This is a genomic window from Rothia sp. HSID18067 (assembly GCF_003989445.1).
In the GTDB taxonomy this organism is placed as follows: Bacteria; Actinomycetota; Actinomycetes; order Actinomycetales; family Micrococcaceae; genus Rothia; species Rothia aeria.
The window spans coordinates 607,086-621,678 of sequence record NZ_RBMF01000002.1 but is presented as its reverse complement, the minus strand read 5'-3'; the positions used below and the strand labels follow the sequence as shown (position 1 = coordinate 621,678).

The following is a 14,593-nucleotide window of genomic DNA, read 5'->3' as shown; positions in this document are numbered from 1 at the left end:
TTAAGTAATACTTAAAGCGAACCAAGAAAATATACCCACCTTGGGGTGCAACCTCGGGGCGGGTGCGGCGTGAAGACGCCCCGGCGAGAAAGAAGAATCCGTGCAGGCTCAAGACGTGCAGGACGATCTGAAGAACGTACTCTTCACAAGGGAAGAGATTAATGCGAAAGTTGCCGAGTTGGCGGCGCGCATCGACGAAGATTACGAAGGCAAAGACGTGCTCCTTGTGGGGGTTCTCAAGGGTGCCATTATGGTGATGGCAGACCTGTCCCGCGCGCTCAAGGGGCATTACACGATGGACTGGATGGCGGTTTCCTCGTATGGGTCCGGCACGAAATCCTCGGGTGTGGTTCGTATTCTCAAAGATCTTGATACCGATCTGACCGGTCGTAATGTGCTGATTGTTGAAGACATTATTGATTCCGGGCTGACTCTTGCGTGGCTGCAGCAGAACCTGATGTCCCGCGGCGCCGCATCCGTTGAAATCTGCGCCCTGCTGCGCAAGCCGAAGGCGGTTAAGACCGACGTAGAGGTCAAATATGTGGGTTGGGATATCGACCCCGAATTCGTGGTTGGTTACGGGCTTGATTTCGCTGAGAAGTACCGCAACCTGGACTGCGTGGCGACCCTGCACCCGCACGTATACTCCTAAACCCGGTTGTGCGCGGCGTGCGCACAAGATTTTGGTGCCCGCGCATCCTAATGAAATTCTGGATGCGCGGGCACGCTTATGTCTGCACGCAGAGCTTCTTGAAACCGTGCGTCACCGCTTAGCCAATCCGCAGCCAGGGGTAAAGGTCTCTCTTGATGAGCTATGAGTTAGAGTTCGACCCGCGTGCTCTTCAAGAATGGCGGAAATTAGATTTCGTGTTTGTGCGCATACCCCATCCCCGAGCCCTTTTAGCCTTGAGGGGAACTGCCGCTGATGCGGGCGTTCCTTGACGGGGGTACGGTACATTTAAAGTTGCATCTTTTTACCGTCACGGAATGCTCCGGTATGCTGTGGCGCGTACACGGCAGCCCTAGCACATGTAAGGATTAAGCGTTGGCGCAAAAACCCAATAATTCCCCTGAGAATCGGGACGGCTGGCTTAATAAGCTGATCTTCACCCCATGGTTGTGGGTGATTGTTGGTGCCCTCATTCTTGTCGCGATTTTCGCGCCGTCAACCTTCGGCTCGGGGAGCCGACAGGTTGATACGAACGTGGGTATTCAGCTGTTAAACGAGCACAAGGTCAAAAGCGCAAAAATTTATGATGGCGACCAGCGCGTAGACCTGCAGCTGCATGAAGACTACAAGCAGGGCAGGGATAACTACGGTAAAACCGTCAAGTTCTACTATGTGCAGCCGCGCGCCCATGACGTAGTGAACGCCATGAACGGTGCCGGGCTGGAAAGCTACACGGACCAGCCGGTGGAGAGTAATTTCTTCGGTTCTCTCCTCTCCCTGTTCGCGCCTCTGCTGATTTTTGGTTTATTCTTCTGGTTCATGGCTGGGCGCATCGGCGGCGGCTCATCGGTGCTGTCGTTCTCAAAGTCGCGCGCGAAGAAGTTCAACAAAGACAACCCGACCGTGCGTTTCTCCGATGTTGCCGGTGTTGATGAGGCACTGGCCGAGCTTGAAGAGGTGCGCGAGTTCCTTGCGGAACCCGAAAAGTTCACCCGGCTAGGCGCTAAGATCCCTAAGGGTGTGCTGCTGTACGGCCCTCCCGGCACCGGTAAAACCCTGCTCGCGAAAGCTGTTGCGGGCGAGGCCGGGGTGCCGTTCTACTCGATTTCCGGTTCTGACTTTGTGGAGATGTTCGTGGGTGTGGGTGCATCCCGTGTGCGTGACCTGTTCAAGGAAGCGAAGTCTAACCCCGCTGCGATCGTCTTCGTGGACGAGATCGACGCTGTCGGTCGCCGCCGCGGCGTCGGCATGGGCGGCGGCAACGACGAGCGTGAGCAGACCCTTAACCAGCTGCTTGTTGAGATGGACGGCTTCGACGGCAACTCCAGTGTGATCGTGATTGCCGCGACCAACCGCCCGGATGTGCTCGACCCCGCCCTGCTGCGTCCGGGGCGTTTCGATCGCCAGATCGGTGTGGATGCGCCCGATATGAAGGGCCGCCAGCGCATCCTTGAGGTCCACGCCGCCGGTAAGCCGATCGACCGTCGCGTCGATTTGGGGCAGGTCGCTAAACGTACCCCCGGTTTCACGGGTGCAGACTTGGCGAATGTGATGAACGAGGCGGCCCTGCTGACCGCCCGCGATAACGGCAACGTGATTGATGACCGCGCTATTGATGAGGCTATCGACCGTGTAATGGCTGGGCCGCAGCGTGCTTCGCGCATCATGAATGAGCACGAGCGTAAGGTGACCGCGTACCATGAGGGCGGTCACGCTCTCGTGGCTGCCGCCCTGCGCAACTCCGCGCCGGTTACCAAGATTACGATTCTGCCGCGTGGTCGTGCACTGGGTTACACGATGGTAATGCCGCAGGACGATAAGTACTCGACCACACGCCACGAGCTGCTGGACCAGATGGCCTATGCGATGGGTGGCCGCGCAGCTGAGGAAATTGTATTCCACGATCCTTCTACGGGTGCCGCGAACGATATTCAGAAGGCGAGCGATACCGCACGCAAAATGGTAGCCGACTACGGTATGAGCGCCCTGCTGGGTTCGGTAAAGCTTGGCAGCGATGACACCGAACCGTTCATGGGCGGTGATCCTTCGGCGGCACGTAACTACTCTGACGCGACCGCCTACAAGATCGACACCGAGGTGCGTAAACTTCTGGAAGAAGCTCATGATGAGGCCTTCCAGATTCTCGTGGAAAACCGCGATGTGCTTGACCGCCTGGCGTTCGCCCTGCTGGAGAAAGAGACCCTGCTGGAGAACGAGATCGCGGAGATTTTCAAGGATGTGCGTAAGCGCCCCGAACGTGAGCACTGGTACTCCAAGGAAGGCCGCGAACGCACCGATATTCCGCCGGTGAAAGCCCCGAGCGAGCTCAAAGCCCAAACGGAAGCACAGCAGAAGCAGCAGGAACATACCGGCTCTGCCCAGGAGCCTCCCACCGCCCCCACCAAACAGGCGGCAGCAGGTGACACGCCTGTGACTTCAACCGCGCCAGCAGACACCCCCAGGCCGGATAGCTCACCGGAAGAAGACCCGACCGTGGCCATCCCCCCGCAGCGTGGACAGGGCCGGGGCGGGGCGTCTCAGCAGCCCCCGTACCGCAGCCCGTACAACCCGCAGAACCGACCTGGGCAGAACGGCCCGAACCGGCAGAACCCCCACGGAGGCTCAGATGAGCGAGGCTAACGGCTCGGCGGTGGATAAGCCGCGCATTGAGGCGGCGGTGCGGGAAATCCTGCTGGCAATCGGTGAAGACCCTGACCGTGACGGTTTGCAGGACACCCCGGCGAGAGTGGCTCGCGCCTACGAGGAGTTCTTCTCGGGTCTGCACGCCGACCCCGCCGATGTGCTGGGCACGACCTTCGATATTGCCCATTCCGAAATGGTGCTGGTGAAGGATATCCCGTTCTATTCCACGTGCGAGCATCACCTAGTGCCTTTCCACGGGGTGGCGCATGTTGGGTATATTCCCGGGGCTGACGGCAAGGTGACGGGGCTGAGCAAGCTGGCGCGGGTGCTTGAGGTTTATGCGCGTCGCCCCCAGGTGCAGGAGCGGCTGACTACGCAGGTGGTGGAGGCGCTGGAGGAGCACCTGAGTCCGCGCGGCGCGATCGTTGTGATTGAGGCCGAGCATATGTGCATGTCGATGCGCGGTGTGCGCAAACCCGGCGCGAAAACCGTCACGAGTGCGGTGCGCGGGCAGCTCAAGAACGCGGCAACTCGTGCCGAGGCGATGAGCCTAATCTTCTCGAAGCAGTAGCTTCCTAATCCGTGAGCAGGTGGTTTTTGGCCCGAACAGGTAGGAAAATACTACCTTTTCGGCCAAAAACCACCTGCTCGAATTGAAGACAGAAGAGTCCCTTGGCTTTGAATCATTCTCACGTACAATAAAGGCTGTAGGGGGAAATATGACTCATATACTCTCTGGTACTCGCATTACCGCATCCGAGGCTGAGGAGAATCAGGCTTTTGCAGATGCAGCTTTGGCATTAGCTGGTCATCATGTCACTGATCCTGTGCTGAAAGATATTGTGGCTCGCGCAGCTCATCATGACATCACTGCCGATGAAGCTATCGCAGAGATCCGCCGCCATGTGCAAAGGGCATCGTGAGAGACCACGCTACCTTTCACAGCTGGGATGATTACTATATTCCCGGCACTAGGGTGCTGCGAAATAAATTCACCACGCCAAACAAGCCCTTTGGCGAGACTGACCCAGAAAAATTGCGGGTTATGGAAGAAGCAATTACCAGCCTGAGGATCCGGGAACTTCGTGAGAACCCTGTGCTAGGTAAATTTGACTATGAACATATGAAAGCAATCCATTACGCCATTTTCCATGATATATACGAGTGGGCAGGGCAGGAACGGGTTGCACCAGTGGGGCAGTTTATGTCTAAAAACGGACATGCTTACTATGGGGCTGGCCCGCATCTGAGAGCAGCTGCAGAAGCCGAGTACGCAAAGCTTGCCCAGAAGAATTTTCTGCGAGATTTAGACCAAGATACTTTTGCAGCTGAGCTCGCTGAAAGCTGGGGCGAGATTAATGTAATCCATAGTTTTCGTGAGGGTAACACTCGTAGCCAGTTTGTGTTTTTCTCATACCTTACCGAATACGCAGGATACAGCATTGATACCAGCGCGTTCGCCCCCGATAGTCCCTTGTGTGAGGAATTCGTACAGGCGCGTTTTTATAGTCAGGATACCGGACGAAACGACAGGTTGGCTGCTGTTCTCAGGCAAGTAATCACGCTCTGAGGACAAGAACGAGACTTAATAAAACTAAAAGCCCTATAACAGTCTTACAAGGATGTATATGAGACCCCCTAGAATCCTGCCCGAATTCCTTGCATGGGCAGATGAGATTGATGATGCGGGCAGAATTTCCGATCAAAACCATCTAGAGGCCGCACTAGGCTCGCCGTGGTTACCCGGGAGGAGCGGGTACCGGAAGATCGAAGAGTTTTGTGCCGCAATGGGTGCGGGGGAGAAATCGTGCGCAGTAGAGGAAGGTTTTGCGTGGGTGAGGCCTGAACGGCTGATGCGACTTGTGCAGTCGCTGGCCTACGCTATTCCGCAGCATGTGCATGGTCGTTGGGTGAACGCCCGGCTGATGCACTGCCTGTTCAACCCAAGCATCGACAGCTCTTTAGACCTAGCACAGAATGTTCGCGATTTTCACGAACGGAACAACAGACACCCGGATCGCACCCTCAACTTTTCTGCTTTTTATGGCACCAAGACGCAGAGTTACGACCTGACGCCAGATGACGTACTAAATCACGTGATGTGCCCTGAAAATATTCTGTACCGCGAACTCAAAAACATTATTGGACCTGATATAATCGACCAAGAATCTTTTACCCGCACAGAGCGTTATTATCTGCGTAATTATGATTCAGCGCTTCTGGTCAATGACGTTGATGGCCAGTATTATGAGGCCTTTCGCAAGCTGCTCCTTAGACACTACCGTGCGGGAACTTTGGGCGATTATGTGCATCAGACTGTTAAGAATCTGCGTACCTGCAACGTGGAATTGTACCCGTTTCGTTCATCGTGGGTGAGCGGGGTTGAAGATTTACAGAATGTCTATTCGGATTTTAGCGCCCGATTGGTGTTATACCGTCTGGCGCGTTATCTGCGCGATGAGCAGGAAAGCGAGCCCGGATTTTGGCTTGTGATGCGCAGCCGCGGCGCTTGGTATCGGCAAATTCAATCCGTGCTCACGAACCCTGAACCACGTTATGGGCTAAGGTTTGACCCTCAAGATGCGCGCGAACTCGCAGACTGGATCTTCACGACCTATGCGTATGAGCATTCTAGCCGTTCGGCGATCATGACCCCGCAGAATCTCAGAAGCCTCACTCCCAAAGCTAACGGGTCCCTTCAGAAAGGCGAGCGCATGAGCGCTGACGAGTATACCCGCCTGAAGCGAGGCATCCTGCCGGGGTGAAACTATGCTCTGCCCCCGCAAGATGGGCATTCCTGCTACAGATGCTGTTTTATGCGGCTGCTTCTAATGCTTGCGAGACATATTGGTTAAGGCTCTGATGCGCGAATGCTGCCTGCTGGCTGAGTTTACGATGCAGTTGTGGGGATACCCGCAGGTTAAAGCGTCCCGAGAATCGTCGTAAATGATAGGGTTCTGGCACCGGTTTTCCTTCTTCCTCCAAGATATCGATAGCCTGGAGCACTACCTGCTGAATTCCGGATAAAGCCTCCAAAGAGCTATCAGCTAGGCAAGAGAGACTAGGAAACTCTGCAACGGTTCCCACAAATTCTTGGTCTTCTTCAGACCATTCGACGCGGTATGTGTATAGTTCTTCCCGAGGAATAGACATTTTATTCTGCCTCCAATTTTTCAATGGCTGCTAGTACCTGACGCACCTGATATGGCTTAGCGGATCCATTTCGGCCCTCTTGTAAGTTAACCAGCGGATCGCCAATCCAAGGTGTCTTGAAAAAGTGATGAGATCCGTGAATACGCGGCTCTCCAAAATATGCTTTACTCACTTTGATGAGATCACGAAAAGCGATATTCTTCGGATTATTGCGCATTTTCTGTAGGATCGTAGCAACACTAGGTATAACAAGTATAGTACCAAATATAGTACCGAAATACTGGAGGATACAGTCATATGCACACAGCTGCATATACAGCTTTAGAGGACGGAGCATGCGCGCGGTACAGGGTAAGGTAGTAGCAATCGGGTGAGCACCCAGTCTGCTAAAACTCTGAGTGCCCACCCTGTGAGGGCGTTATACTAGCCCGCAGCTAATAGCGTCGATTAACTTAGCGACCGCCTCGATGAATCGTGAACCTGCGTCAACAAGCCGCACGATCATCCGGGCGGTTTCGCATTTGTCCTTCGACATCCGACCCTCACCCCCTTCCCGCTATAAACCCCTCACGCGACTAAACAATAGGAACGTGAGACGCGGGGGTATAGCCGCAGGGGTATTTATGGTGTGCAGCGGCTAAGGGTGCAGGTGTGCAGGTAGCTCAAGAATGCGGCAACCCGCATCCAGACAATGCACCTGTGTAGTTTTCATCTTCATGCGTGCAGGCTGAAGAACCTATTCTTCTCCCTGAGCTTTCGCGTAAAATGAGGTAGGTAGAAGATAGGTGTTGGGGGAGTGCTGATGTCTCAGAGCGATATGTTTGATCTTGATAAGCGGTGGCCTGATCTTTTTGACAGGCTTGACCCCGCACAGCGCCGCTCAGTAATACAAACCTTGGCGAGTTCCTGGCTTGAGGGGGATCGCCCTGACCGTGAAGATGTCAAGGATTTTGTTGACCTATCCTGTGGTGCTATTAGCGAGGAAGAGTACTCAAGGCGCTCTCTTGAAAAAGCACGTCGCATTGAGGCTAAGAATAAAGCAGAGAAATTATCGTGACAGTTTTTGATACCTGGGAGTCCTATCTTTATCCTCCGCCAGATGACAAGACGCTACGAAATTTGGTGGGGATTCGTGATCCTCAAGCACTAGAACAGTATGAGTACCGAGAAACACGGAAGCGTGGAGAACAGCTAAAGGCCGACCCCTCCCTCATTGAGCACACCTATGATGCTGACCATGTGCGCGCTATCCATAGGTACCTTTTTCAGGATGTGTATGAGTGGGCTGGGGATTACCGCACACAGAACATGTTCAAGGGCGGGCGGTTTGTCCCATTCGCAAGCGTGAACGGGGGCGAAATAGACCGGTATCTCAACACAACGCACCACATTGTTACCACAACTGACTGGGCACAGTTAGACCGTGACGAGTTCAGCCACGCAGCCGCCGCAGTTTTTGCGAACCTGAACCAGGCGCACCCTTTCCGGGAGGGAAACGGCCGAACGTCGCGGGTTTTTATGGACCATGTGGCTCAGAATTCTAAGTTTGATTTGGACTATTCGCGTGTGAGCCCTAAAGACTGGAATATGGCGTCTATGTTGAGCGGCCCCGACCTGGGTAAGTATGAGGTGGTGCCGGGATCGCTGGTTCCTGTTTTTCAGGCGATAGCTACCAGGCGCGAACCGGAGGTTTCCGCACCGTCCGAGACGAGCACCGTAATGCGGCAGATGCGCTCGAAAATAGGTGAGGTGAAGAAAGGGTATGCCCCCATCACCTCAGGGCCAACCGCAGAAAAACCAGCAACGCCAGACCCCGCAGCAGCCGTACCAGCCTAAACGCGGGTATGGTGATTGGCGTCCAGGGATGGGGCTGTAGATAACACGTTGAGGCTGTATAAGTAAGTATTTTGCTAGTAGTTCCCTCGTTTGCGGCAAAATCGCTGGAAATAATCGGCGATATAGCCACAGTGAGCAAGTTACGCCAATAAGGGCGGGCACAGCTTAGAGGCAGATAGCCATTTCCTGCTCATGTAGCTCCGGCCCAAAGGACCGGTCTACCTTTGTTTCACCCGTTAGCTGCCAGCCCTGCCGCTCGTAGAAGCTGACGGCGCGAGAATTTCCCTCTAAAACCCAGAGATGCGCGCGCTTGCATCCCCACGCGGTAAAGGTGCTGAGCGCATGGTTCATGAGGGCGTGTCCAATACCCTGCCCGAGGGCATCCGGACCCACATAAAGCGAGTGGATTCTTCCGATCATCACCCTACCCAGAACAGCCCTTTCGGGGCGGTCAGCATTGTTGGGTGCCGCGCTGAAATGGCAGAATCCCAGTACAACATCGTCGCGTACCGCGAGCATGAATAAACGTTTTTCATCGCCGCTCGAACCCTGCACGGACGCCAAATTGTTGGGCGGCAAGTTTTGGGGAAGCTGACTGAGGTACCCGCGCATCCTCTCGGTGTTTTCCGCGATGCTGAGCGAATCGAGATAACCCTGCGGTACCAAACCCTGATAAGCGAACCGCCACCCCAGAACACGGATGCGCGCTACTGCTTGCGCATCGTTGGGGGCGGCGGGTCGAATTGTGAAGGCATCCGGCATGGCTTAATCCTAACGGATGTGAAGATCCGCCTTCCCAAGCTGCCATAAAATGAAAGGCCCCAAGATACCGAATAAATCACCGTGCCCGGGGCCGTCATCAGTGCTTAATAATTGCATGATTTATACGGATTTAGTTTTGTTGTTTCTGCGGTGAGAGTATGCTGGGATTATTCGCGCCCGGCGCGGGTTTTCCGCTAACCGCGCCGGGGCGCGCATCACATGTGTACGTACAAGGGAGAATGCTGTGACTATGAAGACCGGCGCCTGGGTTTTAGCTCTATTCGCTATTGCGGGGCTGATCGCTGTTGTGCTCATTGACGGGCCGCTACGCTGGCTTGCGTTCGGGGAAACCCTCATGACTGGGTTTATTGCCCTGGGGCTGGTAGTGGTTTTGGCGCTCGGCTGGGGCGAGAATAAGCCCGCAGAAATCAACGATTAGGCGCCCGTTTAGGCCGCGAGAGGCGGATATTATGCCGATAGAGGTGGTCGGCTGCATCCGCTTCTCGCGTGATAGCTGAAAGCGGGGGGGGGGCGGCTGGTACGCATCCGTTAGGATTGAATCATGCACGCAATGATGAGCCCGCAGCCCCCCGCACACCTGCCCTGCGACGCCGCAGCCGCAGAGCGAACCCTGGTGATGGGAATCCTGAACGTCACCCCCGATTCCTTCAGCGACGGCGGCGAACACTACGCCGCGAACGACGCTCTCACCCACGCGCAACGCATGATCGCGCAGGGTGCAGACATTATTGATGTAGGCGGCGAATCCACCCGGCCCGGTGCAGTGCGCATCAGTGTTGAGGAGGAACTTCGGCGCATCCTGCCCGTGATCGAGGGGCTTGCCGAAACCGGTATCACCATCAGCGTAGACACCATGAACGCAGCGACCGCCCGCGCCGCCGTAGCCGCCGGGGCGCACATCATTAACGACGTTTCGGGCATGAGCGTGAGCGAGGAGATGGTACAGGCCGTCACCGAGCTGGGCGTACCCTATATTCTGATGCACGCGCGCGGCACCTCAACCACAATGGATGCGCTCGCCGCCTACCCGCGCGGCACCGTCACCGAGGTGCTGGACGAGCTTGCCGCCCTGCGTGATCGCCTAGTTGCCGCCGGGGTTCATGCCGAGAACATTATTCTTGACCCCGGGCTGGGGTTTGCGAAGGGCGGCATGCAGGATTGGGAACTGCTCGCCGCCCTTGGGCAGCTGCACACGCTGGGGCACCGGGTACTAATCGCCGGTTCACGTAAACGTTTTCTGGCGAATGCGCTGAACGCGGCGGATGCGGCGCACACCAAAACCCAGAATCCCGCCGCGGGCGCGAGCACCGTTCCCGACCAGATACCGCCAGCACGCGCCCCCGAAGACCGTGATGCCGCATCCGCCGCTCTCTCTGCACTCGTGGCGGCCCAGGGAGTGTGGGGGATTCGCGTGCACAATGTGCCCCCCACGGTGGATGCCGTGACCGTAGCGAATACTTTACGCACTGTTACCCGCACCAATCAGACCTAAAATTATGTACTAGTATTCACATCAACTAAGGAACACCATGCCAAACCAAGCCCACGCCTATGCCTCCTGCGACCGCATTACCCTGACCGGTGTTGCCGCCGTGGGTTTTCATGGAGCGTTTGATTTTGAGAAACGTGAAGGTCAGCCCTTCGTGGTAGACACGGTTTTATACACCGACTTCACGCAGGCTGCCGCGACCGATGATCTCACCCAAACCACGAACTATGCGGAAGTTGCCGAGATTATCCGCACGCATATTGTGGGGGAGTCCCTCGATTTGATTGAGACTCTTGCCGTGCGTATCGCCCAGAACATTCTGGACGAATGCGCGTATGTGCATGCGCTTGAGGTGACCGTCAATAAACCGAAGGCCCCGATTGAGGTGGCCTTCGGGAACGTGGCAGTGACCGTATTCCGGGAGCGTGAAGGCACCCAGTCTCAGGGCGGAAAGGGTGCATGCGCGCGTGGGTAATGTGCCAAACGCGAACCAATCGCACCACGCGCCCGGCATGGACGCGTTAGCGCATACGGCGGTGCTGGCCCTGGGATCAAACCTGGGCGAGAGCGAAACTACGTTAGAGCAGGCCGCCGCCGACCTCGTGCATCTTAGCGGGGGTGCAGCGCGGCTAGTGCGCGCCTCCGGGCTGTATGTGACGGAACCGGTAGGCGGCCCCGCCGACCAGCCGGACTATATCAACGCCGTCCTTGAAGTGCACACAAGCCTTGACCCCTACGCGCTGTTAGCGCTGTGCCAGCAGGTGGAGGCGCATCACCACCGGGTGCGGCTTGTGCGATGGGGCCCGCGCACTCTCGATATTGACGTTATTACCTATGACGACCTCGTCAGCGACGACCCGGCTCTGACGCTGCCACATCCGCGTGCGCATGAGCGTGCCTTCGTGCTGGTTCCGTGGGAACAGGCAAACCCGCAGGCGCAGCTGATGGTGCGCACCGCATCCGGCTGGGCTAATAGGGCGGTTGCGGAGCTGGCGTGTGAGGTGAGTGCGGCTGACTCGCACGCCAACGTTAATGCTGTCAAACTGCTGCGGCCCATGAATTTTATGCCGGAGGAAGCCTGAACCCCCTCAGACGGGCTACCCTTAACTAAGGAGAGTCGCCGCCTAGAGATGAAAGTGAGGGTCTATGAAGCCTATCCCTCTGCGGATTATTCTGCTGTGCGCGGCGCTGGGAGTGATAGCTGCCGTTGCTGTGAACAGTATGCTTGTGAGCTCCGGCGGCGGTGAGATTGTGATGTCGCCGGTGGTGATCGTGGTGTGCCTGTGCATGGGCGGCGGCGCCCTGTGGCTGGGGTTTCAGGTGGCCCGCTGGCGCAATATTGAAACCCGCGCGAAAGCGAAAAACATGAACCCGGTGGCGGCTGCCCGGGTACTGGCGTACGCGCAGGGCTCAATTCTCACGGGTGCCTCTCTCACCGGGTGGATGCTGGGGCTTCTCATCTATCAGCTTTCGCTGGTGAGTGCGCGCGGGGTGACGGGCGTTTTGTGGGTGACGGGCGCGAACCTTGTGGGCGCCGCAGCGCTTTTAGCGATGGGTATTTGGGCGCAGTACCTGTGCCGTATTCCGCCGGATGATCCGGACGGTAATTCGTCTTCGGGCGGGTCGAATTCGGGTAAGCTTGCCGCCGACGGGTACTCCCGGGTGAGCGATCAGCAGTAGAGGGTATGTATGGCGCAGCTTCCGCACTTTGAGAGCGATTCTTCCACGCACGAGGGCGAAGGAATGGTGACCGCGACCGAGGGTGAGTGGGTGCGCGCGCATCCTTCGTATACCAAGATTCGGCTGATACAGGTCGTAGGGCTTTTTATCACGCTGGTAGGCGTTTTTACGGCGCTGACTGTGATGTTTGAGATGATGCGTTCTTCCGATGTTCTGCCCAAAACCACGTGGTTGTCCGCTCTTACTGGGGCGATCGCCGCTGTCCTGGTGGTGTGGGGCATCTGGTGGGCGGCGCTGCTTCCGCGCCGCACCCGAGCGCTGGGTTATAGCCTGCGCCCCAACCATCTGATGGCGCGCCAGGGTGTGCTGTTTCGGCATGTGACGTCCATTCCGTATGGGCGCATCCAGTATGTAGATGTAGATTCCGGTCCCTTGGAGCGTGCTCATCACCTGGTGCGTCTGACGATCCGCACCGCTGGGGTGACCGCTTCTAAGGTGACGCTGTACGGTATTCCCACTGAATGTGGGCAGCAGCTGCGCGAGCTTTTGATACGCCGCGCCGATGAACGCATGGCGGCGCTGTAATGACACAGGAACCTCGAAACTCGAGTAACCAGGACGTGCGGTCTGTCGAGTCTTCTAACACTTCTGAACACCAGATAACCCCGGATGAAGCTGCGGAAACCCTCACGTGGTGGCGTACCGATGTGCGCACGTTCATCATGAACATATGGGTTTTCTTTGCTTTTATTATCTATCTCGCGTGGGATTATATTAAGAATTCCTTCAACAATAATGCCGAGAATGATTACTGGAATATTCTGCGGCAGCTGCCCGAATATCTGCTAAACCACGTTGGACATAACCCGGTAATGCTGTATGGCTACGGTGCTGCGGCGGTCCTTATTTTTGGCGGAAGTATTCTTTCGTGGGCGTTTACCCGCTACAGCGTGAGCGCGCATTCGGTATACTGCCACAGCGGAATATTTTTCAAGAAACAGCGGCAGATTCGCCTGGAAAGCGTGCAAAGCGTCGATATTTCACGCTCACTTGTCGCCCGTATTTTGGGGTTGTCCGAGCTTCGGCTTGAGGCTGCGGACGGTGCCGAAGAAGCCCTGCATATCAAATACCTCTCGCATGTGAAAGCGCAGAATTTGCAGGAACGTCTGCTGCGCAGGGTGAGTACCCTGCGTGCCGCCAATAGGTCTGAGTCCGCCGATGCTGTGAGTACTCCGTCTGAGAAAGCTCAGGAGGCGGACCTTGCAGGAGAGCAGCAGACAGAAGCAGGTCACAAGCCGGAACGGTTGCTCTTCAAAGTCCCCAATCTGCGGGTTCTTGCCGCGATTGTGCTCAGTTCGCTCCTGTGGGCACTCCCGGTAGCGATTATCTGGGTAGGCGGTACGATCATGGGGTGGTTGATGAACCCCCAAAAGGAGTTGGGGCAGATATCGCAGTTTATTTTTCCGTCCCTGATTCCAATTCTCGGTTTTCTCTGGCAGCTGTGGAGAAGCTTCGATCAGGGAGCAAATTTCACGGTGGAGCGCATCCGCCAGAACACTTCGGATGCGCGCGGCGACAGCCTGCGTATCACATACGGCTTCACGGGAACGCATACGCAAACCCTGTTCCCGCAGCGTATTCAAGCCCTCAAGGTTGAACAGCCCCTGCTGTGGAAGCCCTTCGGATGGTACAGGGTGGTGGTCAATATTGCGGGCGTGGCGGTAAATACGGAGGGTTCCTCCGACGACTTATTTACCCGCAACACCGCCTTGCCCGTGGGTACCACCCGCGAAATGCAGCGGCTTCTTCACTTGCTGCTGCCGAGTGCGTCACCGCATAGCCTCGAAACCGTGCAGGCGGTTATGGAATCATCAAGGTACAACCCCGCCGACAGCGGCGAGTTAGGCGTAGTGACGGCACCGCGCCGAACACGCTGGCTTAACCCGCTCACCTTCCGGCGTGACGGCTTCGCGCGGGTGAATACCAAACATGCGAAAGCTGAAGCCGACCCGCACCATTCGGGACACGCCCCCACCCGGGATCTTCTGCTACTGCGTGGCGGCTGCCTGCTGCGGTTCCTCTCGATAGTCCCCGAACGGCAGGTGCTCGCGGTGCAATGGTCGCAGGGGCCGCTCAATCGCATCCTCAAAACCGCATGCATACATTTAGGCAGCGTTCCGGGACCGGTTAAACCCACCGTCCAGAACCTAGAGGTTCACGATGCCGAACGCATCGCCGCCGAGATCATCGCCCGCACTGACGGCACTCGGGCCTATTACACATCGCCTTCGGCATAATTCCTTGCTCAAGTCCGCCATGATCTTCGACGCACCTGGTGA

At 56.5% G+C, this 14,593-nt stretch carries 18 protein-coding genes; 15 read left to right on the top strand and 3 right to left on the bottom strand.

The window, feature by feature from the left end; translation table 11 throughout:
- The first annotated feature begins 100 nt into the window (after positions 1-100).
- The 6 genes from hpt to D8M23_RS07700 all read left to right on the top strand — a co-directional run bounded on the left by hpt (position 101) and on the right by D8M23_RS07700 (position 6,078).
- Positions 101-652, top strand: a complete 552-nt coding sequence (gene hpt, locus D8M23_RS07730; RefSeq protein ID WP_037236513.1) for a hypoxanthine phosphoribosyltransferase — start codon at positions 101-103, stop codon at positions 650-652.
- A 393-nt stretch (positions 653-1,045) separates the two neighbouring features.
- Positions 1,046-3,310: an ATP-dependent zinc metalloprotease FtsH gene (gene ftsH / locus D8M23_RS07720; RefSeq protein WP_126854305.1), complete on the top strand. Its 2,265-nt coding sequence runs from the start codon at positions 1,046-1,048 to the stop codon at positions 3,308-3,310.
- Positions 3,297-3,884: a GTP cyclohydrolase I FolE gene (gene folE / locus D8M23_RS07715; RefSeq protein WP_006888422.1), complete on the top strand. Its 588-nt coding sequence runs from the start codon at positions 3,297-3,299 to the stop codon at positions 3,882-3,884. The genes ftsH and folE overlap by 14 nt, the downstream gene beginning before the upstream one ends.
- 148 nt (positions 3,885-4,032) lie before the next feature.
- Positions 4,033-4,236 (top strand): hypothetical protein, encoded by a 204-nt coding sequence (locus tag D8M23_RS07710; RefSeq protein WP_006888335.1) that lies wholly within the window; start codon positions 4,033-4,035, stop codon positions 4,234-4,236.
- Positions 4,233-4,883 (top strand): Fic/DOC family protein, encoded by a 651-nt coding sequence (locus D8M23_RS07705; RefSeq protein WP_126499477.1) that lies wholly within the window; start codon positions 4,233-4,235, stop codon positions 4,881-4,883. The genes D8M23_RS07710 and D8M23_RS07705 overlap by 4 nt, the downstream gene beginning before the upstream one ends.
- Before the next feature lie 58 nt (positions 4,884-4,941).
- Complete coding sequence (locus D8M23_RS07700) at positions 4,942-6,078, top strand: hypothetical protein (protein ID WP_126854304.1); 1,137 nt, start codon at positions 4,942-4,944, stop codon at positions 6,076-6,078.
- A 49-nt stretch (positions 6,079-6,127) separates the two neighbouring features.
- Here D8M23_RS07700 and D8M23_RS07695 read toward each other — a convergent pair whose 3' ends face one another.
- A complete protein-coding gene (locus D8M23_RS07695) occupies positions 6,128-6,466 on the bottom strand; it encodes a type II toxin-antitoxin system HicB family antitoxin (protein ID WP_070534750.1) in 339 nt (112 codons plus the stop codon).
- 1 nt (position 6,467) lies between these two features.
- Positions 6,468-6,683 (bottom strand): toxin HicA, encoded by a 216-nt coding sequence (locus D8M23_RS07690; RefSeq protein ID WP_197720827.1) that lies wholly within the window; start codon positions 6,681-6,683, stop codon positions 6,468-6,470.
- A gap of 585 nt (positions 6,684-7,268) precedes the next feature.
- On the opposite strand from D8M23_RS07690, the gene D8M23_RS07685 reads away from it, so the two are divergent.
- On the top strand, positions 7,269-7,523 hold the full coding sequence (locus D8M23_RS07685; protein WP_037236506.1) for an antitoxin VbhA family protein: 255 nt from the start codon (positions 7,269-7,271) through the stop codon (positions 7,521-7,523).
- Positions 7,520-8,302 carry a Fic/DOC family protein gene (locus D8M23_RS07680; RefSeq protein WP_126854303.1) on the top strand — a complete coding sequence of 261 codons (783 nt, stop codon included), beginning with the start codon at positions 7,520-7,522 and terminating at the stop codon, positions 8,300-8,302. Before D8M23_RS07685 ends, D8M23_RS07680 begins: the two co-directional genes overlap by 4 nt.
- Before the next feature lie 165 nt (positions 8,303-8,467).
- Here the strand turns inward: D8M23_RS07680 and D8M23_RS07675 are convergent, their stop codons facing one another.
- Positions 8,468-9,064 carry a GNAT family N-acetyltransferase gene (locus D8M23_RS07675; RefSeq protein WP_126854302.1) on the bottom strand — a complete coding sequence of 199 codons (597 nt, stop codon included), beginning with the start codon at positions 9,062-9,064 and terminating at the stop codon, positions 8,468-8,470.
- A 250-nt stretch (positions 9,065-9,314) separates the two neighbouring features.
- Between D8M23_RS07675 and D8M23_RS07670 the strand changes: the two genes are divergently transcribed.
- From D8M23_RS07670 to D8M23_RS07640, 7 genes are all read left to right on the top strand, one after another.
- Entirely contained in the window at positions 9,315-9,503 is a 189-nt protein-coding gene (locus D8M23_RS07670) for a hypothetical protein (protein ID WP_006888629.1), read from the top strand.
- 123 nt (positions 9,504-9,626) lie between these two features.
- Positions 9,627-10,577: a dihydropteroate synthase gene (gene folP, locus D8M23_RS07665; protein WP_126854301.1), complete on the top strand. Its 951-nt coding sequence runs from the start codon at positions 9,627-9,629 to the stop codon at positions 10,575-10,577.
- Positions 10,578-10,614: 37 nt separating this feature from the next.
- Positions 10,615-11,049 (top strand): dihydroneopterin aldolase, encoded by a 435-nt coding sequence (folB, locus tag D8M23_RS07660; RefSeq protein WP_126854300.1) that lies wholly within the window; start codon positions 10,615-10,617, stop codon positions 11,047-11,049.
- A 37-nt stretch (positions 11,050-11,086) separates the two neighbouring features.
- Positions 11,087-11,656, top strand: coding sequence for a 2-amino-4-hydroxy-6-hydroxymethyldihydropteridine diphosphokinase (folK, locus tag D8M23_RS07655; protein ID WP_126854467.1), 570 nt, complete (start codon positions 11,087-11,089; stop codon positions 11,654-11,656).
- Between the two features lie 64 nt (positions 11,657-11,720).
- Positions 11,721-12,254 (top strand): DUF3180 domain-containing protein, encoded by a 534-nt coding sequence (locus D8M23_RS07650; protein ID WP_126854299.1) that lies wholly within the window; start codon positions 11,721-11,723, stop codon positions 12,252-12,254.
- 9 nt (positions 12,255-12,263) lie between these two features.
- Entirely contained in the window at positions 12,264-12,839 is a 576-nt protein-coding gene (locus tag D8M23_RS07645) for a PH domain-containing protein (RefSeq protein ID WP_238693808.1), read from the top strand.
- On the top strand, positions 12,839-14,551 hold the full coding sequence (locus D8M23_RS07640) for a PH domain-containing protein (protein WP_238693807.1): 1,713 nt from the start codon (positions 12,839-12,841) through the stop codon (positions 14,549-14,551). Before D8M23_RS07645 ends, D8M23_RS07640 begins: the two co-directional genes overlap by 1 nt.
- Positions 14,552-14,593 lie beyond the last annotated feature (42 nt).

Coding starts and splice junctions, on each gene's coding strand:
- D8M23_RS07690 (WP_197720827.1), bottom strand. CDS start 6,683: ATGCGCAATAATCCGAAGAATATCGCTTTTCGTGATCTCATCAAAGTG.
- folK (WP_126854467.1), top strand. CDS start 11,087: ATGGACGCGTTAGCGCATACGGCGGTGCTGGCCCTGGGATCAAACCTG.
- D8M23_RS07695 (WP_070534750.1), bottom strand. CDS start 6,466: ATGTCTATTCCTCGGGAAGAACTATACACATACCGCGTCGAATGGTCT.
- D8M23_RS07650 (WP_126854299.1), top strand. CDS start 11,721: ATGAAGCCTATCCCTCTGCGGATTATTCTGCTGTGCGCGGCGCTGGGA.
- D8M23_RS07675 (WP_126854302.1), bottom strand. CDS start 9,064: ATGCCGGATGCCTTCACAATTCGACCCGCCGCCCCCAACGATGCGCAA.
- D8M23_RS07670 (WP_006888629.1), top strand. CDS start 9,315: ATGAAGACCGGCGCCTGGGTTTTAGCTCTATTCGCTATTGCGGGGCTG.
- D8M23_RS07700 (WP_126854304.1), top strand. CDS start 4,942: ATGAGACCCCCTAGAATCCTGCCCGAATTCCTTGCATGGGCAGATGAG.
- folE (WP_006888422.1), top strand. CDS start 3,297: ATGAGCGAGGCTAACGGCTCGGCGGTGGATAAGCCGCGCATTGAGGCG.
- D8M23_RS07645 (WP_238693808.1), top strand. CDS start 12,264: ATGGCGCAGCTTCCGCACTTTGAGAGCGATTCTTCCACGCACGAGGGC.
- D8M23_RS07640 (WP_238693807.1), top strand. CDS start 12,839: ATGACACAGGAACCTCGAAACTCGAGTAACCAGGACGTGCGGTCTGTC.
- folP (WP_126854301.1), top strand. CDS start 9,627: ATGCACGCAATGATGAGCCCGCAGCCCCCCGCACACCTGCCCTGCGAC.
- D8M23_RS07710 (WP_006888335.1), top strand. CDS start 4,033: ATGACTCATATACTCTCTGGTACTCGCATTACCGCATCCGAGGCTGAG.
- folB (WP_126854300.1), top strand. CDS start 10,615: ATGCCAAACCAAGCCCACGCCTATGCCTCCTGCGACCGCATTACCCTG.
- D8M23_RS07685 (WP_037236506.1), top strand. CDS start 7,269: ATGTCTCAGAGCGATATGTTTGATCTTGATAAGCGGTGGCCTGATCTT.